Genomic DNA, 22,165 nt, shown 5'->3' on the forward strand with positions numbered 1-22,165 from the left:
GTGTAGCGCAAAAACTTGGCGCCCGCCGTGTCAAACGAATGTCACCACACGGTCACGAACGACCGGTAACGTCTCTGCTATTTCAGGGATGTTGCCATGCCTCACGCACCCGCTTTTACCGCGCTGCTGTTCGGTCTCCGTGGTTGCCTGGTCGACTTCGGCGGCCGCGGCCTGGATACCGGCAAGGACACGCCGGTCCAGACCACCCCCGGCGCCCTCGACGTGCTCGACTGGCTTCGCCGCCACCAGGTGCCCTGCGCCTGGCTCGACGAGGTGCCCGCCTCCTTCGGCAAACACCTGAGCAGCCCCCTGCCCGACTGGCTGCGCGCCACCGATCACACTGACGTACGCCCCTGGCCCGCTCCGGACGCCTGCTGGCGCGCGCTGATGGACATCGACGCCCGTCACCTCGACGGCTGCGTACTGATCAGCGGCGACCCGCGCCTGCTCCAGGCCGGTCTCAACGCCGGCCTGTGGACCATCGGCCTGGCCGCGTGCGGGCCGCTGTGCGGGCTGTCGGAAAGCCAATGGCAGGCGCTGGACGACAAACAGCGCGAACACAAGCGCGGCAAGGCGACGCTGCAGCTCTTCCGCCTGGGGGTGCATTCGGTGATCGATCACCTGCAGGAACTGGCCGACTGCCTCGCCGATATCAGCCAGCGCCGCCTCAAGGGCGAGAAACCCTGATCGCCGCACGTTGATGCCGGTCATGCAAAGCGCAGCGGCGTGGATTACTCTGTCAGGCATGGCATGGACCTTTCGCAACAGGCCGAGGTCCATGGCTGTGCCTACTGATAAAGGGAGATCACCCATGCCTGCCCGCGAACTGCAACAGCAACTCGACACCCTGCGCGAGCAACTGGAGCAAAACCCGCCGCTGTCACTGGAAGAGCGCGAGCACCTTCAGGAATTGATGCAGCAGATCGATGCCCAGATCAAACTGGAGGCGGCCACCCAGGACAACAACCTGGTGGACGGCGTCAACCTCGCCGTGGAACGCTTCGAAGTCGATCACCCGGGACTCACCGCCACCTTGCGCAATATCGTCCAGAGCCTGCAGAGCATGGGCATCTGAGAACACCAGAAATGCAAAAGCCCCGTCGAGAAACGGGGCTTTTTCGTTACTGGCGCACCAGCCGGCGGTTGTCAGGACTGATCGGTCCGAGACTGCGATACGGGTTGATATCCAGCCCGCCACGGCGCACGTAACGGGCATACACCGTCAGGTGCTGCGGATCGAGCAGGCGCTTGAGGTCGAGGAAAATCCGCTCCACGCACTGTTCATGGAAGTCGGCGTGCTGGCGGAAGCTGATCAGGTAGGTCAGCAGGCTGGCGGCATCCAGCTCCGGCCCACGGTAGTCGACTACCACGCTGCCCCAGTCCGGCTGTCCGGTGACCGGGCAGTTGGATTTGAGCAGGTGGCTGTGCAGGGTCTGCTCCACCACCTTGTCGCGGTTGCAGCGCAGCAGTTCGGGCTGCGGCTGCTCGTAGTTGCTGATGCTCACATCCAGTTCGTCGATGCACTGGCCCGGCAGGCCGGTGACACCCTCCTGCTCAACCTCGCCGAGGCTGCGGATACGCACGCCCACCGGCTTGCCGGCGGCTGCACTGAGGTCTTTCTCCAGGCACGCCTGCAGCGCCTGCGGCGAGTCGAAAGCGGTCTGGTTCAGGGAGTTGAGGTACAGCTTGAACGACTTGGACTCGATGATGTTCGGTGAATCCGCCGGAATCGCGAACTCGCCGATGGCCACCACCGGCTTGCCCGAGGGCAGCAGCCACGACAACTCGAAGCAGTTCCAGAAATCCGTGCCCTGCCACGGCAGTGTCCCGGCGCTGACGCCCAGCTCGGCCCATTTGGCGGTACGCGGGATCGGGAACAGCAACGACGGCGTGTAGGTGGCGATGTATTCGCTGGCTTTACCCAGCGGGGAATGTTCTGCAGCGGGGTGCATGGCTCAAACCTGAAGGACGAAATTGCCGTAGTCTATCGGGTTTGAGCCCGGCTTGGGTCATTGCGCGATGGTCAGCTTGCCCACCATCCCGGCCTGGTAGTGCCCCGGCACGTTGCAGGCGAACTCGATGGGCGCCGACTGACTGAAGGTCCAGGTCAACTCACCCTGCTTGCCGGGCTCGACCATGACCATGTTCGGGTCATCATGCTGCATGCCGCCGGCACCGTGCCCCATGCCGCCATGATCCATGCCGCCGTGCCCCATGCTGGCGTGATCCATCGAGGCCATGGCGAGCATGTCCTTCTGGTGCTGCGCATGCATCGCCGCGTCGCCCAGGTTGAATTCATGGGCCACCTGGCCTTTGTTGATGACCACGAAGCGCACGGTTTCCCCGGCCTTGACCGTCAGGTTGCGCGGTTCGAAGTACATGTCGCCCAGCACCACCTCGACGGTGCGGGTCGCCTTGGCTGCCGGCGCCGGATGCCCGAAGGCGAAGCCGTGTCCGTCCGGCGCGGCCATGGCAGGCAGGCTGAGCAGGGCAAGAACGGCAGCGGTCATCAGGGATTTCATTCGGGCGTTCCTCGTTATCGATTTCACGTCGCCATTGTGAAAGGCCCGCGCTGGCGTCCACCTGACGAAAAGATTACAACTTTGTCAGCTTCGCCCTGCTCATCGGCAGGAAAGGTATAACGTCGTCGTTCCACCACCCTCAGGATTGCCATGAAACTGCTGATCGTCGAAGACCAGGCCAAGACCGGCCAGTACCTGCGCCAGGGCCTCAGCGAGGCGGGGTTCGGCACTGAACTTGCCAATGACGGTGAAACCGGCCAGTTCATGGCCCTGACCAGCGACTACGACCTGCTGATTCTCGATGTAATGCTGCCCGGCCGCGACGGCTGGCAGATTCTCCGGGCGGTGCGCGAAGCGGGCCTGGACGTGCCGGTGCTGTTCCTGACCGCCCGCGACGCCGTGGAAGACCGCGTCCATGGCCTGGAACTGGGCGCCGACGACTACCTGGTCAAACCCTTCGCCTTTTCCGAACTGCTGGCCCGGGTTCGCACCCTGCTGCGCCGCGGCAGCAATCCCACCCAGGAAACCACACTCGGCCTGGCCGACCTGCGCCTGGACCTGATCCGCCGTCGGGTCGAGCGCGCCGGCCAGCGCCTGGACCTGACCGCCAAGGAGTTCGCCCTGCTGGAATTGCTGCTGCGGCGCCAGGGCGAAGTGCTGCCCAAGTCGCTGATCGCCTCCCAGGTGTGGGACATGAATTTCGACAGCGACACCAACGTCATCGAAGTGGCGATCCGCCGCCTGCGCCTGAAGATCGACGACGCCCATGACAACAAGCTGATCCATACCGTGCGCGGCATGGGCTACGTGCTCGAAGAGCGTTCGGCGTGATGCCGCGGCTGTCTCTCGCGGCCCGCCTCGCCCTGCTGTTCGCCGCCTGCACGGCGGTGGTGTCGCTGCTGGCGGGCATTCTCTTCAGTCGCGCCAGCGAAACCCACTTCATCGAACTCGACCAGCAACTGCTCAACAGCCGTCAGCCGGTACTGCAACGCCTGCTCGAAGGCGTGGACAGCCGCAGCGCCCTCGCCTCGCGGCTGCCGGCACTGCGCAACGAACTCAGCCACTCGTCCGACCTGGCGCTGCGCATTCGCGGCACCGACGGGCAGATCTGGTTCGACAGCCGTCCGGCGCTGCCCGATATTGCTACCGGCCCCGGCCTGAACACCCTGCGCGCCGAGCACGCCGACTACCGCAGCCTCGGCGTGCAACTGCCCGGCCTGCAACTGACGCTGCTGCTGGACATCACCCATCACCAGCACTTCCTCCAGCGCATGCAGCGGTTGATCTGGCTGACCGTCGGCCTCTGCGCCCTGGCCACCGCGCTACTCGGGGTGTGGGCGGCGCGCAGCGGCCTGCGCCCGTTGCGGCAGATGGGCGAGATCGCCGCCAGCGTCTCGGCCCGCTCGCTGACCACCCGTCTGCCGGTCGCACAGATGCCGGTGGAGCTGGCCGAGCTGGCCACCACCATGAATGCCATGCTGGGGCGGCTGGACGATGCCTTCCAGCGCCTCTCGGCGTTTTCCGCCGATATCGCCCACGAACTGCGCACGCCATTGTCCAACCTGCTGACCCACACCCAGGTCACCCTGACCCGCCCGCGCAGCCTTGACGAGTACCGCGAGGCCCTGCACGGCAATCTCGAAGAACTGCAGTGGATGGCACAGATGGTCAACGACATGCTGTTCCTGGCCAAGGCCGACCACGGCCTGCTGACGCCGGGCCGCGAGCCGTTGGCGCTGCACGGCGAAGTGGATGCGCTGCTGGAATACTACGCACCGCTGGCGGAAGACGCCGAGGTCCGCCTGCTCCGGGAGGGACAGGCAGCGTTCGCCGGCGACCGTCACATGCTGCGCCGGGCGCTGTCCAACCTGCTGGACAATGCCCTGCGCTTCACCCCGGCCGGTGGCGAAATCAAGGTGGGAATCGAGGAAGCAGACAGCAGGATCCGTCTGCAGGTAGCCAACCAGGGCGAGCCGATCGATCCGGCGCTGCTGCCGCGCCTGTTCGACCGTTTCTACCGTGCCGACCCGGCACGCCGGGCCGGCAGCAGCGAGCATGCCGGGCTGGGCCTGGCGATCACCCGATCGATCGTCCGCGCCCATGGCGGGACGATCAGCGCCGAATCGGCGGCGGGCTGGACCCGCTTCATCATCGAACTGCCCGCCACCTGACCCGGCGCTTATTCGTAACGCAGGGCCATGGCCGGCTCGACCTGTGCAGCACGCCAGGCCGGATAGATCGTGGCCAGGAAGCTCATCACCAGGCCGGCGCTGCAGATCAGCGCCACATCGCCCCATTGCAGTTCCGACGGCAGCGAACTGATGAAGTACACGTCGGAGGTGAAGATGTGCTGCCCGCTGACCCGCTCGATCCAGCCCACCACGTCACTGACATTGAGCGCCAGGATCACCCCGAGCACGCCGCCGATCAGGGTCCCGACGATACCGATCAGCGTGCCCTGGACCATGAAGGCGCCCATGATCTGCCCTGGCGTGGCACCGATGGTGCGCAGGATGGCGATGTCCGCGCCCTTGTCGTTCACCACCATGATCAGCGTGGCGATGATGTTGAACGCCGCCACGGCAATGATCATCAGCAACAACAGGCCGATCATGGTCTTTTCCATCTTCATTGCGCTGAACAGGCTGCCCTGGGTGTGGGTCCAGTCATCGGCGCGGAACTGGTCGCCCAGCCCCTTGGCGATGGCCGCAGATACCGTCGGTGCGGCGTACAGGTCCTTGAGCCGCAAGCGCACGCCCTGCACCTGATCGGGCGCCCAGCGCTGCATCTGCGCCGCATCGGCGACATGGATCATGCCCATGGAACCGTCCAGCTCGGCACCGACCTTGAAGATGCCGACCACGGTCAGACGTTGCATGCGCGGGGTGATGCCACCCGGCTCGCTGCTGGCCTCGGGAACGATCAGGGTCAGCTTGTCGCCGACATTGAGCCGAAAGCGCCGTGCCGTGATTTCGCCGATGACCACGCCGAACTCACCCGGTCTGAGGTCTTCGAGGCTGCCCTGGACGATGTGGCTGGCGACGATGGACACCCTGGCTTCCTGCGCCGGATCGATCCCGCTGATCTGGATCGGCTGCATCGAGCCTTTGTAGGACAGCATCCCCTCCATCTCGGTGAGAGGTGCCGAGGCGATCACCGCCGGATTCTTCTGCGCCTCGGCAGCCACCGACTGCCAGTCGTCCAGCGGCTTGACGCCGAGGATCGCTGCGTGCGGCACCATGCCGAGGATGCGCGAGCTCATCTCGCGCTGGAAGCCATTCATCACCGACAACACCACGATCATCGCCAGCACGCCCAGGGACAGGCCGATCATCGAGGTCATGGAGATGAACGAGATGAAATGGTTGCGGCGCTTGGCGCGGGTGTAGCGCGCGCCGATGAAAATTGACAAGGGTCTGAACATGAACGGATGCACCCAGCAGGAATAACGGCCAGAGCGCCCGGCAACGACGGGCGCCCTCCACGAATCAGATCGGAACCAGACGGCCTTCTTCCAGGCGCAGCACGCGGTCCATCTGCCGCGCCAGGTTCAGGTCATGGGTCACCACCAGGAACGCGGTCTGCGACGAGGTGCTCAGCTCGCGCATCAGGTCCTGGATACCCTGGGCGGTGTGCTGGTCGAGGTTGCCGGTAGGCTCGTCGAGCATCACCAGGCCCGGCCGGTTGACCAGCGCCCGGGCGATCGCCACACGCTGGCGTTCACCGCCGGACAGCTCGGCCGGCTTGTGGCTCAGACGGTGGCCGAGGCCGACACGCTTGAGCAGCGCTTCAGCGCGCTCGCGGGCTTCCGGGATCGCGGTGCGGCCGATCAGCAGCGGCATGCACACGTTCTCCAGGGCGGTGAATTCCGGCAGCAGGTGATGGAACTGGTAGACGAAGCCCAGGGCGCGGTTGCGCAACAGGCCGCGAGCGCGCTCGCCAAGGGCCGACAGCTCCTCGCCGGCCAGCCAGACGCTGCCCTGGCTCGGCGTGTCGAGACCGCCCAGCAGGTTGAGCAAGGTACTCTTGCCCGAGCCGGAACTGCCGACGATGGCCACCCGCTCGCCGGGAAACAGCTCCAGTTGCAGGTTCGACAGCACCTGCACCGACTCCGGGCCTTCCTCATAGGACTTGCCCAGGTTGCGGCAACTCAGTACGGCTTTATCACTCATGCCCAACTCACTCATAACGAAGCGCCTCCGCAGGCTGGGTGCGTGCCGCACGCCAGGCCGGATACAGGGTGGCGAGGAAACTCAGGACCAGCGCCGCACCACAGACCATCCACACGTCCTCGGCCAGGATCCGGGACGGCAGGTAATCGATGAAGTAGACATCGGCGTTGAGGAATTTGTGACCGATCAGGCGCTCCAGCCCGGCGATGGCGGCGCTGACATTGAGCGCGGCAAGAATGCCCACCGCGGCGCCGATGGCCGTGCCGACCACGCCGATCACCGTGCCCTGGACCATGAAGATGCGCATGATCTGGCCAGGCGTCGAACCGAGGGTACGCAGGATGGCGATGTCGCCGCGCTTGTCGTTCACCACCATGACCAGGGTGGAAATGATGTTGAACGCCGCCACCGCGACGATCAGCAACAGCAGCAGGCCGATCATGGCCTTTTCCATGCGGATCGCCTGGTACAGGTTGCCGTAGCTGCGGGTCCAGTCGCGGGTGTAGTACTCGCGGTCGCCCAGCTCGCGGGCGATGTTGTAGGCGTTGCGCGGGGCCTGGAACAGGTCGTCGAACTTCAGCCGCAGCCCCTGGACCTGGTCGGCCTTCCAGCGGTGCAGGCGCGACAGGTCGGACAGGTTGGTCAGGCCGAGATAGCCATCGATCTCGCCGGCGCCGACGTGGAAGGTGCCGACCACGGTGAAACGCTTCATGCGCGGGAACATGCCGGCCGGTGTCACCGTCACCTCGGGGGCGACGAACGTCACCTTGTCGCCGATGCCGACGCCCAGCCTGGCCGCCGCCTTGTCGCCGATGAGGATGCCGAACTCGCCGGGCGCGAGGTCTTCGAGACGGCCTTCGCGAATGAAGTCGCCGATAATCGAAACCTTGCGCTCCTGCACCGGGTCAATACCGTTGAGCAGGACTTTCTGTACCTTGCCCTCGTGGGTCAGCAGCCCTTGCATCTGGGTGAAGGGCGCAGCCTCCAGCACCGATGCATTCTGCTTCACTTTATCGGCAAGGGCCGGCCAGTCATTGATGGGCTGGCCTGTTTCCAGGGTGGCATGGGGGACCATGCCCAGCACGCGGGTACGCATCTCGTGATCGAAGCCATTCATCACCGACAGCACCACGATCATCACCACCACGCCAAGGGCGAGGCCGATCATCGAGGTCAGGGAAATGAACGAAACGAAGTGATTGCGCCGCTTGGCACGGGTGTAGCGCGTGCCGATGTATACGAAAAGAGGTCTGAACATGTCGGGGCTTGTTCGGATGAAAGAGGAACGTCCTTGTGGCGGGGCTTGGACGGCGGATTTACACTCAGACCACCGCCGCTACCATGGGTTCGCCATGTCGACACTAGATGAAGAAGATCGCCGCGAATACTACCGTATCGAGGACCGTATCGCACTGGAAATTACCCCGCTGAGCGCGGCCGACGCCCTGGGCACGGACTTGTTGCAAGATGATTCTCCGCTGTTCAATCTGCTCAGCGAACTGCACCTGAGCGAGTTCGAATCCCAGCACCTGCTGCGCCAGCTCAGCGAGAAGGATCGCACCCTGGCGGCCTTCCTCAAGGCCCAGAACAAACGCATCGACCTGCTCAGTGCCGTGGTCGCACAGACCCTGATCGGCGAGATCGGCGCCCCGCAGCCGGTGACCCTTTCCGAAGGCGGCGCCGAGTTCAAGCATACCGAAGCCTTCGCGCCCGGCAGCCGGGTGGCAGTGAAGATGGTCCTGATGCCTCGCGCCTCCGGCCTGCTGCTGCGGGCGCGGATCACCCACTGCGACACCCTCGCCGACGGGCGCTACGACATCGGCACCGAATTCGTCGACATCAGCGACGCCCAGCGCCAGTTGCTGGCGCGCTATATCCTGCAACGACAACAGCAACAACGCCGCCAGGCCCTGGAACAGAACGATCCGCCGGCCTCCTGAGCTTCAGTCCCCAGTCTTTCTTGAAGGAACAAACGTGACCCAGATTTACGGCCATCGTGGCGCCAAGGGCGAAGCCCCCGAGAACACCCTGAGCAGTTTCCAGCAGTGCCTGCAACACGGCGTCCGACGCTGCGAACTCGACCTGCACCTGTCCGCCGACAACGAGCTGATGGTCATTCACGACCCGACGCTCAAGCGCACCACCGGCCGTCGCGGCAAGGTGGTCGAACACAGCGCCGCCGAGCTTGTGACCTACGACGCACGCAGCGGCGGGCCGGGCTGGGTGCAACCCTGCCCCATCCCGCGACTGGAAGAGCTGTTCGAGAAGTGCGACTTCGAGCACTGGCAACTGGAGGTCAAGAGCGCCTCGCGCACCCGGGCCGCCACCACGGTGCTGGCGATCCGCGAAATGGCCCAGCGCTTCGGCCTGCTGGACAAGGTGACCATCACCTCCAGCTCGCGGGAAGTCCTCGGCGCCGCCCAGGAACTGGTTCCGGACGTTTCTCGCGGACTGGTGGCGGAATATACCTGGCTCGACCCGCTGAAGGTCGCGCAGAACTATGGCTGCGAGCTATTGGCGTTGAACTGGACGCACTGCAGCCCCGAACGCCTGGCCAAGGCCCAGCGCCAGGGGCTGCATGTGTCGGTATGGACAGTCAACGAACCGGCGCTGATGCGCAGGCTCGCTGACTTCGGCGTGGACAGCCTGATTACAGACTTTCCCGGTTTGGCCACTGCCACCCTCGGGAATCGCTGAAATCGATCTCCCCGGCCGGCTCAGGCCACCGGCCGGAGCCGCTCAAAAAAGCCGGTTGAGGCCGTCGTAGGCAGCCACCCGATAGGCCTCGGCCATGGTCGGGTAGTTGAAGGTGGTGTTGACGAAGTACTTCAGCGTATTGCGCTCACCCGGCTGGTCCATGATGGCCTGGCCGATGTGCACGATCTCCGACGCCTGGTAGCCGAAGCAGTGCACGCCGAGGATCTCCAGGGTCTCGCGGTGGAACAGGATCTTCAGCATGCCTTGCGGCTCGCCGGCGATCTGCGCACGGGCCATGCTCTTGAAGAAGGCCTTGCCCACTTCGTAGGGCACCTTGGCCTGGGTCAGTTCCTGCTCGTTCTTGCCGATCGAGCTGATCTCCGGAATGGTGTAGATCCCGGTCGGCACGTCATTGACGAAGCGCCAGCTGCCGTTGTCGACGATGCTGCCGGCCGCCGAGCGACCCTGGTCATGGGCGGCACTGGCCAGGCTCGGCCAGCCGATCACGTCGCCGGCGCCATAGATGTTCGGCACCTGGGTGCGATAGGCCTCGTCGACCTCGATCTGGCCGCGGCTGTTGACCTTGATGCCGATGTTCTCCAGGCCCAGCCTGTCGGTGTTGCCGGTACGGCCGTTGCACCACAGCAAGGCGTCGGCCTTGATCTTCTTGCCCGACTTCAGGTGCAGGATCACACCGTTGTCCAGGCCCTCGACCCGCTCGTACTCTTCGTTGTGGCGAACGGTGATGTTGTTGTTGCTGAAGTGGTAGCTCAGGGCCTGGGAAATTTCCGAGTCCAGGAAGCTGAGCAACTGGCCACGGTTGTCCACCAGTTCTACCAATACGCCCAGGCCGCTGAAGATCGAGGCGTATTCGCAACCGATCACGCCGGCACCGTAGACGATCAGCTTGCGCGGGGTGTGGCCGAGGCTGAGGATGGTGTCGCTGTCGTAGATGCGCGGATGGTGGAAGTCGATATCGGCCGGGCGATACGGACGCGAACCGGTGGCGATGATGATGTGCTTGGCCACCAGCTTCTCGACCACGCCATTGGCGCAGACCACTTCGACGGTCTGCTCGTCGGCGAAGCTGCCGGTACCGACGAATACGTCGACACGGTTGCGGGCGTAGTAGCCGGTGCGCGAGGCGACCTGCTTGGAGATGACTTTCTCGGCGCTTTTCAGAACGTCGGGGAACGAGAACCAGCGCGGCTCACCAATGGCCCGGAACATCGGGTTGGTGTTGAACTGCATGATCTGGCGCACCGAGTGACGCAGGGCCTTGGACGGGATGGTGCCCAGATGGGTGCAGTTACCGCCGACCTGACGACGGCTATCGACCATCGCAACCTTGCGTCCTGCTTTGGCGGCATTCATTGCCGCCCCTTCTCCTGCGGGGCCGGAACCCAGCACCACTACGTCGTAGTTGTAGACAGCCATGCGTACTCCTTCAGAACAGGCCCGGGCACCACGCCGGCGACCGGGGCATCACGGCCCCCAAGGGGGTCATGAAAAAATTCGGGTGCAGTCTAATCAAGCTTGAACGGCGCGCACATTAACCCTTGGTCGCGTCGTAGGCTATTTTTCTCTGCACTACATGCAAGACACTCATTTCTCGTTCAGCGCATCGCCCTTACCGACGATTCGCTCGAAGGCCGGGGTCACACGGGCGACAAAACCGGTATCGGCACGCATCACGAAAACCGCAGCCAGATCCTGCGCCACGGCGAACTCCCAGCCCTGCTCCGGCCCGAGGATCAACAGCACGGTGGAGTATCCGTCGACCACCAGGGCGGAGCCATCGAACACCGTCACTGCCGCAAGCCCATGGGCCACCGGACGGCCGATACGGGCATCGAAGGTGTGGGAAAAACGCTGGCCATTCTCCTCGAAATAGTTGCGGTAGTCACCCGACGTCGAGACCCCCAGGCCATCGACCGAGAGGATCTGCTCGGCGATCTGGCGGTCTTCGCGGGGCAATTCCAGTCCCACGCGCCAGGCGCTGCCATCGGGCTTGCGCCCCACGGCCTTGAGCTCGCCGGTAACTTCCACCAACAGGTTATCGACCCCCAGCGCCCGCAGGCGCTCGACAATGCGATCGACGCCGTAACCGGCGACGATGCTGTTGAAGTCCAGTTCCAGGGCGATGTCCTTGCACAGTCGCTCGCCATCGATGCGCAAATGACCCTGCCCCACCCGCTGGCGGACCTCGGCCAGGCGCTGCGGGTCGGGCACCTTCTCTTCCCGCGCCTGCGGACCGAAGCCCCACAGGTTCAACAGCGGCTCGACACTCAGGTCGAACGCTCCACCGCTTTCCCGCCACAGCACTTCACCCAGGCGTACCAGCTTGAGCACATCGTCGGGCATGGCCTGGCAACTGCCGGCGGGAAGTTGGTTGAAGCGGGCAATGAGGGAGTCGCTGCGGTAGGTGGAAAAATGCGCGTCGAGGCCGGCAAGGATGCCTTCGACGTCCTGCCGGACCTGATCGGCATCCGGCCCCTGAGGCGGCGGCACGTACTGCACGGTATAGGTGCTCCCCATGGTGGGGCCGCTGATGCGCTCGACTGGGTCGGGCTCGCCGCAGCCCGCCAGGACAAGGCTGCAGAGGATACCAAGGACTGCTTTCAAACCGGCCCTCCTGTGCTGGACTTGAGGCCCTATCGCTGGCAAGCCAGCGATGAGGCCCTCGAACATAAAACACCCTCAAAAAAAAACGGGAACCCGAAGGCTCCCGTTCTTTTCAACACACCCGCAAGCTTAGCGTGGGAATGCAGGCGGGTTCACACCGGCCATGTCTTCCATCACGCGCACAACCTGGCAGCTGTAACCGAATTCGTTGTCGTACCAGACGTACAGGACAACGCGGTTGTCGTTGCAGATGGTCGCCTCGGCGTCGACCACACCGGCGTGGCGAGAACCGACGAAGTCGGTGGAAACCACTTCCTGGGAGCTCACGTAGTCGATCTGCTTGTGCAGGTCCGAATGCATGGCGGCCTGGCGCAGGTACTCGTTGATCTCTTCGCGAGTGGTAGCCTTTTCCAGGTTCAGGTTGAGGATCGCCATGGAGACGTTCGGCGTCGGAACGCGGATGGCGTTGCCGGTCAGCTTGCCCTTCAGCACAGGCAGGGCCTTGGCTGCAGCGGTAGCCGCACCGGTCTCGGTGATGACCATGTTCAGCGGCGCGGCACGACCGCGGCGGCTGCCCTTGTGGAAGTTGTCGATCAGGTTCTGGTCGTTGGTGAACGAGTGAACGGTTTCGACGTGGCCGTTGACGATGCCGTACTGGTCATTCACGGCCTTGAGCACCGGCACGATGGCGTTGGTGGTGCAGGAGGCGGCGGAAATGATCTTGTCGTCGGCAGTGATATCGCCGTGGTTGATGCCGTGAACGATGTTCTTCAGCGCGCCCTTGCCAGGTGCGGTGAGGATCACGCGGGCAGCGCCCGGGCAGGCCAGGTGCTGGCCCAGGCCCTCGGCATCACGCCATACGCCGGTGTTGTCGACGATCAGTGCGTTTTCGATACCGTACTGGGTGTAGTCGACTTCGCTCGGTGCCTTGGCGTAGATCACCTGGATCAGGTTGCCGTTGGCAGTGATGGTGTTGTTCTCTTCGTCGACGGTGATGGTGCCGTCGAACGGGCCGTGAACCGAGTCACGACGCAGCAGGCTGGCACGCTTGACCAGATCGTTGGTCGCACCCTTGCGCACGACGATGGCACGCAGGCGCAGGCCGTCGCCACCACCGGTCTTCTCGATCAGGATGCGCGCCAGCAGGCGACCGATACGGCCGAAGCCGTACAGAACAACGTCAGTGCCTTTGCGTGCGGAAGCGTTCTGCTGACCAACCACCTCAGCCAGCTCTTCGCGCACGAACTGCTCGACGCTGCGGCCGTTGCCTTCCAGCTTGAACTTGTTGGCCAGCTTGCCCAGGTCGACCGAAGCGGCGCCCAGTTTCAGCTCGCTCATGGCCTTGAGCAGGGGGAATGTCTCGTGGACGGACAGTTCGGTTTCGTCGGTCTGGCGATGGCGAGCAAAGCGGTGGGCCTTGAGGATCGCGATCACCGAACGGTTGATCAGGCTGCGGCCATAGATCGAGCTCACCACGTTGTTATTGCGGTAGAGCTGACCGATAAGCGGGATCATCGCTTCTGCAAGTGCTTCACGATCGATCCACTCACCAAGACACTGGTCGGGCTTCTGAGTCACGGGAACCTTCCACATGTAGGGACAGAAAAAAGGGGCTACATTATGACGCCGCACAGCGCATCGGGCAATGAGCGCCTGTCGTGCACGCAAGACCGGCCTTTTTCCCCGCTTCCAGCCTGACAGCGTGGCCCTCTGCCCGTTACAATTCGCCTCTTTGTCGCAACGTCTGGAGCTCGACCTCCCGTGCCAGTTCTGCGTTTACCGCACCTTCCGGCCACCGCCGGCAAACAAACCTGGGGCAACCTGCCTGGCGCCGCCCTGAGCCTGGCCATCGCCGAGGCCGCCAGTGCCGCCAAGCGATTCACCCTGCTGCTCACCGCCGACAGCCAGAGCGCCGACCGCCTGGAGCAGGAACTGCGCTTCTTTGCGCCGGAACTGGCGGTGCTGCCCTTCCCCGATTGGGAAACCCTGCCCTACGACCTGTTCTCGCCGCACCAGGACATCATCTCGCAGCGGATTTCCAGCCTGTACCGGCTGCCGGAGCTGGACCACGGCATTCTCGTGGTGCCGATCACCACCGCCCTGCACCGCCTGGCGCCGACCCGCTTCCTGCTGGGCAGCAGCCTGGTGCTGGACGTGGGCCAGAAGCTCGATGTCGATCAGATGCGCACCCGCCTGGAAGCCAGCGGCTACCGCTGCGTCGACACCGTCTACGAACACGGCGAGTTCGCCGTGCGCGGCGCCCTGATCGACCTGTTCCCGATGGGCAGCAAGCTGCCCTACCGGATCGACCTGTTCGACGACGAGATCGAGACGCTGCGCACCTTCGATCCGGAAAACCAGCGCTCGATCGACAAGGTCGACTCGGTGCGCCTGCTGCCGGCCCGGGAATTCCCGCTGCAGAAAGATGCCGTGACCCGCTTCAAGGCACGTTTCCGCGAGCGTTTCGACGTCGATTTCCGCCGCAGCGCGATCTTCCAGGACCTGACCAGCGGCATCATCCCCGCAGGCATCGAGTACTACCTGCCACTGTTCTTCGACGAAACCTCGACCCTGTTCGACTACCTGCCCCAGGACACCCAGGTGTTCTCGCTGCCAGGTGTGGAACAGGCCGCCGAGCATTTCTGGAACGACGTGCGCGGGCGCTATGAAGAACGCCGCATCGATCCGACCCGCCCGCTGCTGCCGCCTGCCGAACTGTTCCTGCCGGTGGAGGACTGCTTCGCCCGCCTCAAAGGCTGGCCGCGCATCGTCGCCAGCAGCGAGGACATCGACAGCGGCGCCGGCCGCGAGCGCTTCCCGGCGCGCGGCCTGCCCAACCTGGCCATCGAAGCCAAGGCCAACCAGCCACTGGCGGCACTGTCGGCATTCCTCGACCAGTTCCCCGGCCGGGTGCTGTTCACCGCAGAGTCGGCCGGACGTCGTGAAGTCCTGCTGGAGTTGCTCGAGCGCCTGAAACTGCGGCCGCAGACCGTCGAGGGCTGGCACGACTTCATCGAAGGCAAGGACCGTCTGGCGATCACCATCGCCCCGCTGGACGAAGGCCTGCTGCTGGACGACCCGGCCGTGGCCCTGGTGGCCGAGAGCCCGCTGTTCGGCCAGCGCGTGATGCAGCGCCGGCGCCGCGAGAAGCGCAGCGACGCCAGCAACGACGCGGTGATCAAGAACCTCACCGAGCTGCGCGAAGGCGCGCCGGTGGTGCACATCGACCACGGCGTCGGCCGCTACCTGGGCCTAGCGACCCTGGAAATCGACAATCAGGCCGCCGAGTTCCTCACCCTCGAATACGCCGAGGGCGCCAAGCTCTACGTGCCGGTGGCCAACCTGCACCTGATCGCCCGCTACACCGGCAGCGACGACGCGCTCGCCCCGCTGCACCGGCTCGGCTCCGAAGCCTGGCAGAAGGCCAAGCGCAAGGCCGCCGAGCAGGTTCGCGACGTTGCCGCCGAACTGCTCGACATCTACGCCCGCCGCGCGGCGCGCAAGGGTTATGCCTTCGCCGATCCGGCCGCCGACTACGCCACCTTCAGCGCCGGCTTCCCGTTCGAGGAAACCCCGGACCAGCAGAACGCCATCGAAGCGGTACGCGAGGACATGCTCGCGGCCAAGCCGATGGACCGCCTGGTCTGCGGCGACGTCGGCTTCGGCAAGACCGAAGTGGCCATGCGTGCCGCCTTCATCGCCGTGCACAGCGGACGCCAGGTGGCGATCCTGGTACCCACCACCCTGCTCGCCCAGCAGCACTACAACAGTTTCCGCGACCGCTTCGCCGACTGGCCGGTGACGGTCGAGGTGATGAGCCGCTTCAAATCGGCCAAGGAAGTCAGCACCGCCATGGCGGACCTGGCCGAAGGCAAGATCGACATCGTCATCGGCACCCACAAGCTGTTGCAGGACGACGTCAAGTTCAAGGACCTGGGCCTGGTCATCATCGACGAGGAGCACCGGTTCGGCGTACGCCAGAAAGAGCAGCTCAAGGCGCTGCGCAGCGAGGTCGACATCCTCACCCTGACCGCCACGCCGATCCCGCGCACGCTGAACATGGCGGTATCGGGCATGCGCGACCTGTCGATCATCGCCACGCCGCCGGCCCGGCGGCTGTCGGTGCGCACCTTCGTCATGGAGCAGAACAAGAGCACCATCAAGGAGGCGCTGCTGCGCGAATTGCTGCGCGGCGGCCAGGTCTATTACCTGCACAACGACGTGAAGAGCATCGAGAAGTGCGCCGCCGACCTCGCAGAACTGGTGCCCGAGGCGCGTATCGGCATCGGCCACGGGCAGATGCGCGAACGCGAACTCGAACAGGTGATGAGCGACTTCTACCACAAGCGCTTCAACGTGCTGATCGCCTCGACCATCATCGAGACCGGCATCGACGTGCCGAGCGCCAACACCATCGTCATCGAACGCGCCGACAAGTTCGGCCTGGCCCAGTTGCACCAGTTGCGCGGCCGGGTCGGGCGCAGCCACCACCAGGCCTACGCCTACCTGCTGACGCCGCCGCGCCAGCAGATCACCGCCGACGCGGAAAAGCGCCTGGAAGCCATCGCCAACACCCAGGACCTCGGTGCCGGCTTCGTCCTGGCCACAAACGACCTGGAAATCCGCGGAGCCGGCGAGCTGCTCGGCGAAGGCCAGAGCGGCCAGATCCAGGCAGTGGGTTTCACCCTGTACATGGAAATGCTCGAGCGTGCGGTCAAGGCCATCCGCAAAGGTACCCAGCCGAACCTCGACCAGCCGCTGGGCGGCGGGCCGGAGATCAACCTGCGCCTGCCGGCGCTGATTCCCGAGGACTACCTGCCCGACGTCCACGCCCGCCTTATCCTGTACAAGCGCATCGCCTCGGCGGTGGACGAGGACGGCCTCAAGGACCTGCAGGTGGAAATGATCGACCGTTTCGGCCTTCTGCCCGAGCCGACCAAGAACCTGGTACGGCTGACCCTACTCAAGCTGCACGCGGAAAAGCTCGGCATCAAGAAGGTCGATGCCGGCCCCAACGGCGGCAAGATCGAGTTCGAAGCCGAAACTCCGGTCGATCCACTGGTGCTGATCAAATTGATCCAGGGCCAGCCCAAGCGCTACAAGTTCGAAGGCGCGACCCAATTCAAGTTCATGGTGCCCATGGAGCGCCCCGATGAACGCTTCAATACACTGGAAGCGCTGTTCGAGCGCCTGACACCGCAAACCGCCTAAGGAATATCCATGCGTGCCCTTCGCAACCTGACCCTGCTGCTGGCGCTGATCGCGCCAGCTGCCTTCGCCGACAACCAGTACGTGGTCGAGATGATCCTCGTCCGGCAAAACGCCGTGCCGGCCATCACCAGCCAGTTCGCTCCGGAGAACTGGAGCGATGGCGCCAAAGCCGTCGAACCGTACGACGTTCGCCAGCCGATCCTCACCGGAGAAGCCGAACGCCTGGCCGCCGACAGCCAGTACACCGTGCTGCTGCACCGCGCCTGGCAACAGACCGTCGGCGCAGAAGGCTCGAAGATCGCCCTGAGCGATGGTCAGGAGCAGTTCGGCCACTTCCCCATCGAAGGCAATCTGAGCCTGAGCGAAGGTCGCTTCCTCAGCGTCGAGGCCAGCCTGTGGGTGAACCAGTTCGACGCCAATGGCGGCGTGATCCAGAGCGAACAGTTCAGGCAGGGCAACAGCAACGTCAAGAATGCCGAACTGACGTATCTGGACGGCGGGCACCTGGCGCTGATCCTGAAAATCCGCAAGGCCGGCACCCCCGCTACCGCCGCGCCTGATCCGGCCATGATGGAGCAATAGCCGATGTCCGAGGCGCTCGACCTGCTGGCCTCCAACGATCAGTGGAAACTCGAATTCAGCGACAGGGTTCTGGAGCGCGGGTTCCACTACGCCACACAGGACCGGGTAAACCTTTCGCAAGCCGAAGGCGACACGATCAGCACGACCTGCCGGGGATCAGGTGGCAATATCTATCGACAGACCATGTCGGTCCGTTTGAGACCGGATGGCTACTGGCTGGATACAGTCTGCAGCTGCCCGGTGGGATACAGCTGCAAGCATTGCGCCGCAGGGATCTTCCATTTTCTCAGGTACTACAAGCCCGCCTCGCCCAAGCCTGGCGGGCAGCTGCCTAGCAGATTGCAGGCCTGGCTGGACGACCTCGAGAAACACCCCGCGGACACCGCCGCGCCAAAAGCCGACCGGCAGGGTCGTGGCGTCTATTACCTTATCGACTACGAAAACGACATTACCTCCCTCCAGGTGATGAAAGGCACCATCCAGGCCAACGGGCGCATCAAGCTCTCCCGACTGCAATCCACCTACGACTTGCTGTACGAGCCCCCAAAGTACGTAACACCCCAGGATCGAGAAATTCTCTTGCGCCTCAACCGCAAGTCAATCCGCTACCAGATGATTTTCCCGCTCGACGAACCACACGATGGCGAACTGTTCCAGCAGGCACTGGACACCGGCCGACTGATGTACGACATCGACATGCCCCCCGTGCAGCCGGGCCCACCGCGGCACGCGGAATTCCGCTGGGTGCGCATGGACACCGGCGATTATCGCGGCTCATGGTACGAGGGCGGCGAACCCGTGGGTACGGTATTTCCCCTGCAACCGCTCTATTACTTCAGTGGCCGTGAGTTTCAAGCCGGCGTCCTGCAGCACGACCTGGACCCTTACGTCGCCCTGCAACTGACCCGTGCCCCGGATGTGCCGGAGCCGCTGGTGGCACAACTCAGCCACCGCCTGAGCGCACTGAACAAGCAAGTCCCCACCCCGACGAAATTGCAGGAAGAAACGATCGACCATCTCCGCCCCGTTGCCCACCTGATCCTGGGCAGCCACGAATTCAGCGCCTACGCCCCGAAAACCGGACGCATGCAACGCCAGTTGCAGCACCGGGCCGCGCTCTCCTTCAACTACGACGGCCTGCGCGCCAGCGGCACCGACGGCAAGTCACCAACCCGCCTGGTGGGCAGCACCACCCAGCACATCCAGCGCGACAAGGCCGCCGAGCAAGGCTTCAGGAAAACCCTGCAGCGCTGGGGCTTCAAGGTCGCCACACGGCAGAGCAAGGCACTGCCGGAAAGCGCCGGCGAACTGCTCCTGCTCGACACCGACCAGCAGTGGCTGGCGTTCGCCCGCGAAGGCATCCCGGCATTGCGCGAAGCTGGCTGGGAGCTGGAAATCCATGCGGATTTCGCCTTCAACCTGCAGGAAGTCGACGACTGGTACGCCGATATCGCGGAGAACGCCGCCCACCAGTGGTTCGACCTGGAACTGGGTATCGTCGTCAATGGCGAGCGCCACAGCCTGCTGCCGATCCTTTTGCACCTGCTGCGGGCCAACCCCGAACTGCTGCGGGCCAGCGAACTGGCCAAGCGCGGCGATGACGAGCACCTGCTGATCGACCTCAACCGCCATCGCCACGGCAGCCCTGCCGCGCGGGTCGCCCTGCCCTATTCGCGGATCAAGCCGCTGATGGCGACGCTGGGCGAGCTGTACCTGAGCGACAGCGACGGGCGCACCTTGCGCCTCGCCGCGCCGGACGCGGCACGCCTGAGCAACCTGGAAGACATCCCGCTGACCTGGCTTGGCGGCGAGCGCCTGCGCGACTTCGCCAGCCGCCTGAAAAGCGCGGCGTTTACCGAGGTGCAAGCACCGCAGGGCCTGAACGCGACCCTGCGGCCCTATCAGCTCGAAGGACTCAGCTGGCTGCAGACACTGCGCGAGCTCGACGTCGGCGGCCTGCTGGGCGACGACATGGGCCTGGGCAAGACCCTGCAGACCCTCAGCCATGTGCTCGCGGAAAAAAATGCCGGCCGCCTGACGCGCCCGGCCCTGGCGATCATGCCCACCAGCCTGATCCCCAACTGGCTGGACGAAGCCGAGCGCTTCACGCCGCAATTGCGCGTGCTCGCCCTGCATGGCCCGGGCCGCACCAAGCAGTTCGCCAACCTGGGCGACTACGATCTGGTGCTGACCACCTACGCCCTGTTACCCCGGGACCTGGAGCACTTCACGCCGATCGACTGGCACCTGCTGATCCTCGACGAAGCCCAGAACATCAAGAACGCCGGCAGCAAGGCCGCACAGTCGGCCCGCGAGCTCAAGGCCAACCAGCGTCTGTGCCTGACCGGCACACCGATGGAAAACAACCTGGGCGAACTCTGGTCGATCTTCCACTTCCTCATGCCCGGCTGGCTCAGCGACAGCAAGAGCTTCGCCCGCGACTACCGCACCCCGATCGAAAAGCATGGTGACAGTGAACGCATGAGCCACCTGGCCGGGCGCATTCGCCCCTTCCTGCTGCGCCGCACCAAGGAACAGGTGGCCACGGAACTGCCGGCCAAGAGCGAAATCATCCACTGGGTCGACCTCAGCGACGCCCAGCGCGACACCTACGAAACCGTGCGCGTGGCCATGGACAGCAAGGTCCGCGCCGAAATCACCCGCAGCGGCGCGGCGCGCAGCCAGATCGTCATCCTCGACGCCCTGCTGAAACTGCGCCAGGTCTGCTGCGACCTGCGCCTGGTCGCAGGCGCCGTGGTCAAAGGCCCGCAATCGGACAAAGGCAAGCTCGGCAGCCTGATGGACATGCTCGACGAGTTGCTCAGCGAAGGCCGGCGCATCCTGCTGTTTTCCCAGTTCACCTCGATGCTTGCGCTGATCGAAGAAGAACTGGAGAAACGCAAGGTGCGCTACAGCCTGCTGACCGGCGACACCAAGGACCGCCGCACGCCGGTGCAGCAGTTCCAGAACGGCGAGACGCCACTGTTCCTGATCAGCCTCAAGGCCGGCGGCACCGGCCTGAACCTGACGGCGGCCGACACCGTGATCCACTACGACCCCTGGTGGAACCCGGCGACGGAAAACCAGGCCACCGACCGCGCCTACCGTATCGGCCAGGACAAACCGGTGTTCGTCTACAAGCTGATCACCCGCGGAACCGTGGAAGAGAAGATCCAGAAGCTGCAGAAAGACAAGGCCGCCCTGGCGGCAGGGCTACTGGAAGGCAACGAGGCGGGCCAGTGGAAATTGGCGGAGGACGACATCGAAGCGCTGTTCGCGCCGCTGCCGGAGAGCAAGAAGGTCAAATGAATGGCCCGCCGCGATCAGGCGGCGGACCAGGCGTAGCGATCAGTCGATCAACTGGGCCTGCTTCAGTGCACCGAGGGCCTCCAGCCAGCGAGGTTGCTGGCGGTAATCGGTGCGGGCAAAGCCCTGGCCGCGCATCCGCGCGATACGCGGCGACGGCTTGACCTGCATTCGCTGCGCGGCGCTCAGGGCCAGCTCGGCAGCCGCACGGTCGTTGCACACCAACCCCATGTCACAACCGGCGCTCAGTGCCGCCTCGATGCGGCTGACGGCATCACCCACCACATGGGCGCCGGCCATTGACAGGTCATCACTGAAAATCACCCCGTCGAAACCCAGTTCGCCACGCAGGATGTCCTGCAGCCAGCGACGCGAGAAGCCTGCTGGCTGGTTGTCGATCCGTGGATAGATCACATGGGCCGGCATCACCGCCGCCAATTGCCCGCTCAGGCGGGTGAACGGCACCAGGTCGGCGGCACGGATCTGCTCCAGGCTGCGCTCGTCGGTGGGAATGGCGACATGGGAATCGGCCTCGGCCCAACCGTGTCCGGGGAAGTGCTTGCCACAGGCGGCCATCCCGGCCTCGTTCATGCCACGAATAAAAGCGCCGGCCAGCACGGTGGCCCGCTGCGGATCACCCTCGAAGGCCCGACTGCCGACTACCGCGCTGCGCTGGTGATCAAGGTCGAGCACGGGCGCGAAGCTCAGATCCAGGCCGACGGCCAGCACCTCGGTTGCCATCAGCCAGCCGCACTGTTGCGCCAGGTACTCGGCGTTCTCGTTATCAGCGATGGCACGCATCGCCGGCAGGCGCACGAAGCCCTGGCGCAGGCGCTGCACGCGCCCGCCTTCCTGGTCGACGGCAAGGATCAGGTCCGGGCGAATCGCGCGGATCGACGCGGTCAGCTCGCGCACCTGGCGCGGGCTGTCGATGTTACGGGCAAAGATGATCAGGCCGGCCACCTCGGGCTGGCGCAGCAGGTGGCGGTCTTCGGCGGTCAGCCAGGTACCGGCGATGTCCACCATCAGGGAGCCTTGCAGGCTGGCACT

Annotated in this window: 18 protein-coding genes; 9 read left to right on the forward strand and 9 right to left on the reverse strand. The window is 64.6% G+C overall.

The features are described 5' to 3' along the window. The first annotated feature begins 96 nt into the window (after positions 1-96). Both AC05QJ_RS22630 and AC05QJ_RS22635 read left to right on the forward strand, forming a co-directional pair. The gene (locus tag AC05QJ_RS22630) at positions 97-687 is read left to right on the forward strand and encodes a phosphonoacetaldehyde phosphonohydrolase-related protein (protein WP_476743497.1); all 591 of its coding nucleotides are present in this window, start codon (positions 97-99) and stop codon (positions 685-687) included. Between the two features lie 124 nt (positions 688-811). Beyond that, positions 812-1,075, forward strand: a complete 264-nt coding sequence (locus tag AC05QJ_RS22635; RefSeq protein ID WP_476743498.1) for a DUF4404 family protein — start codon at positions 812-814, stop codon at positions 1,073-1,075. 46 nt (positions 1,076-1,121) lie between these two features. Here the strand turns inward: AC05QJ_RS22635 and queF are convergent, their stop codons facing one another. Together queF and AC05QJ_RS22645 are read right to left on the reverse strand one after the other, a co-directional pair. Next, positions 1,122-1,952: an NADPH-dependent 7-cyano-7-deazaguanine reductase QueF gene (queF, locus tag AC05QJ_RS22640; RefSeq protein ID WP_476743499.1), complete on the reverse strand. Its 831-nt coding sequence runs from the start codon at positions 1,950-1,952 to the stop codon at positions 1,122-1,124. A gap of 57 nt (positions 1,953-2,009) precedes the next feature. Continuing rightward, complete coding sequence (locus AC05QJ_RS22645) at positions 2,010-2,522, reverse strand: cupredoxin domain-containing protein (protein WP_476743500.1); 513 nt, start codon at positions 2,520-2,522, stop codon at positions 2,010-2,012. Between the two features lie 150 nt (positions 2,523-2,672). Between AC05QJ_RS22645 and AC05QJ_RS22650 the strand changes: the two genes are divergently transcribed. Together AC05QJ_RS22650 and AC05QJ_RS22655 are read left to right on the forward strand one after the other, a co-directional pair. Next, entirely contained in the window at positions 2,673-3,353 is a 681-nt protein-coding gene (locus AC05QJ_RS22650) for a heavy metal response regulator transcription factor (RefSeq protein WP_476743501.1), read from the forward strand. Next, positions 3,350-4,693, forward strand: coding sequence for a heavy metal sensor histidine kinase (locus AC05QJ_RS22655; RefSeq protein ID WP_476743502.1), 1,344 nt, complete (start codon positions 3,350-3,352; stop codon positions 4,691-4,693). The genes AC05QJ_RS22650 and AC05QJ_RS22655 overlap by 4 nt, the downstream gene beginning before the upstream one ends. An 8-nt stretch (positions 4,694-4,701) precedes the next feature. On the opposite strand, the gene AC05QJ_RS22660 is transcribed toward AC05QJ_RS22655, so the two are convergent. The 3 genes from AC05QJ_RS22660 to AC05QJ_RS22670 all read right to left on the reverse strand — a co-directional run bounded on the left by AC05QJ_RS22660 (position 4,702) and on the right by AC05QJ_RS22670 (position 7,952). After that, a complete protein-coding gene (locus AC05QJ_RS22660; RefSeq protein WP_476743503.1) occupies positions 4,702-5,946 on the reverse strand; it encodes a lipoprotein-releasing ABC transporter permease subunit in 1,245 nt (414 codons plus the stop codon). Positions 5,947-6,010: 64 nt separating this feature from the next. Beyond that, on the reverse strand, positions 6,011-6,694 hold the full coding sequence (gene lolD, locus AC05QJ_RS22665) for a lipoprotein-releasing ABC transporter ATP-binding protein LolD (protein WP_476743504.1): 684 nt from the start codon (positions 6,692-6,694) through the stop codon (positions 6,011-6,013). A gap of 7 nt (positions 6,695-6,701) precedes the next feature. Continuing rightward, entirely contained in the window at positions 6,702-7,952 is a 1,251-nt protein-coding gene (locus AC05QJ_RS22670; RefSeq protein ID WP_476743505.1) for a lipoprotein-releasing ABC transporter permease subunit, read from the reverse strand. Positions 7,953-8,046: 94 nt separating this feature from the next. Here AC05QJ_RS22670 and AC05QJ_RS22675 point away from each other — a divergent pair, with 94 nt between their 5' ends. Together AC05QJ_RS22675 and AC05QJ_RS22680 are read left to right on the forward strand one after the other, a co-directional pair. Further along, entirely contained in the window at positions 8,047-8,634 is a 588-nt protein-coding gene (locus AC05QJ_RS22675; RefSeq protein WP_476743506.1) for a PilZ domain-containing protein, read from the forward strand. Between the two features lie 34 nt (positions 8,635-8,668). Continuing rightward, entirely contained in the window at positions 8,669-9,391 is a 723-nt protein-coding gene (locus AC05QJ_RS22680; RefSeq protein WP_476743507.1) for a glycerophosphodiester phosphodiesterase, read from the forward strand. A 42-nt stretch (positions 9,392-9,433) separates the two neighbouring features. Here the strand turns inward: AC05QJ_RS22680 and sthA are convergent, their stop codons facing one another. The 3 genes from sthA to AC05QJ_RS22695 form a co-directional block, all read right to left on the reverse strand. Further along, a complete protein-coding gene (sthA, locus tag AC05QJ_RS22685) occupies positions 9,434-10,828 on the reverse strand; it encodes a Si-specific NAD(P)(+) transhydrogenase (RefSeq protein ID WP_476743508.1) in 1,395 nt (464 codons plus the stop codon). A gap of 168 nt (positions 10,829-10,996) precedes the next feature. Then, positions 10,997-11,929: an FAD:protein FMN transferase gene (locus AC05QJ_RS22690; RefSeq protein ID WP_476747992.1), complete on the reverse strand. Its 933-nt coding sequence runs from the start codon at positions 11,927-11,929 to the stop codon at positions 10,997-10,999. 216 nt (positions 11,930-12,145) lie between these two features. Continuing rightward, positions 12,146-13,609: a glyceraldehyde-3-phosphate dehydrogenase gene (locus AC05QJ_RS22695; RefSeq protein WP_476743509.1), complete on the reverse strand. Its 1,464-nt coding sequence runs from the start codon at positions 13,607-13,609 to the stop codon at positions 12,146-12,148. A gap of 168 nt (positions 13,610-13,777) precedes the next feature. Between AC05QJ_RS22695 and mfd the strand changes: the two genes are divergently transcribed. From mfd to AC05QJ_RS22710, 3 genes are read left to right on the forward strand one after another with little or no spacing between them, the layout of a single operon-like run. Further along, the gene (gene mfd, locus AC05QJ_RS22700; protein ID WP_476743510.1) at positions 13,778-17,227 is read left to right on the forward strand and encodes a transcription-repair coupling factor; all 3,450 of its coding nucleotides are present in this window, start codon (positions 13,778-13,780) and stop codon (positions 17,225-17,227) included. Between the two features lie 9 nt (positions 17,228-17,236). Next, positions 17,237-17,809 (forward strand): CsiV family protein, encoded by a 573-nt coding sequence (locus tag AC05QJ_RS22705; RefSeq protein WP_476743511.1) that lies wholly within the window; start codon positions 17,237-17,239, stop codon positions 17,807-17,809. 3 nt (positions 17,810-17,812) lie between these two features. Next, the gene (locus AC05QJ_RS22710) at positions 17,813-21,118 is read left to right on the forward strand and encodes a DEAD/DEAH box helicase (RefSeq protein WP_476743512.1); all 3,306 of its coding nucleotides are present in this window, start codon (positions 17,813-17,815) and stop codon (positions 21,116-21,118) included. A 39-nt stretch (positions 21,119-21,157) separates the two neighbouring features. On the opposite strand, the gene nagZ is transcribed toward AC05QJ_RS22710, so the two are convergent. Beyond that, positions 21,158-22,156, reverse strand: coding sequence for a beta-N-acetylhexosaminidase (nagZ, locus tag AC05QJ_RS22715; RefSeq protein WP_476747993.1), 999 nt, complete (start codon positions 22,154-22,156; stop codon positions 21,158-21,160). Between the last annotated feature and the right edge of the window lie 9 nt (positions 22,157-22,165).

The organism is Pseudomonas sp. TUM25319 (assembly GCF_056388475.1).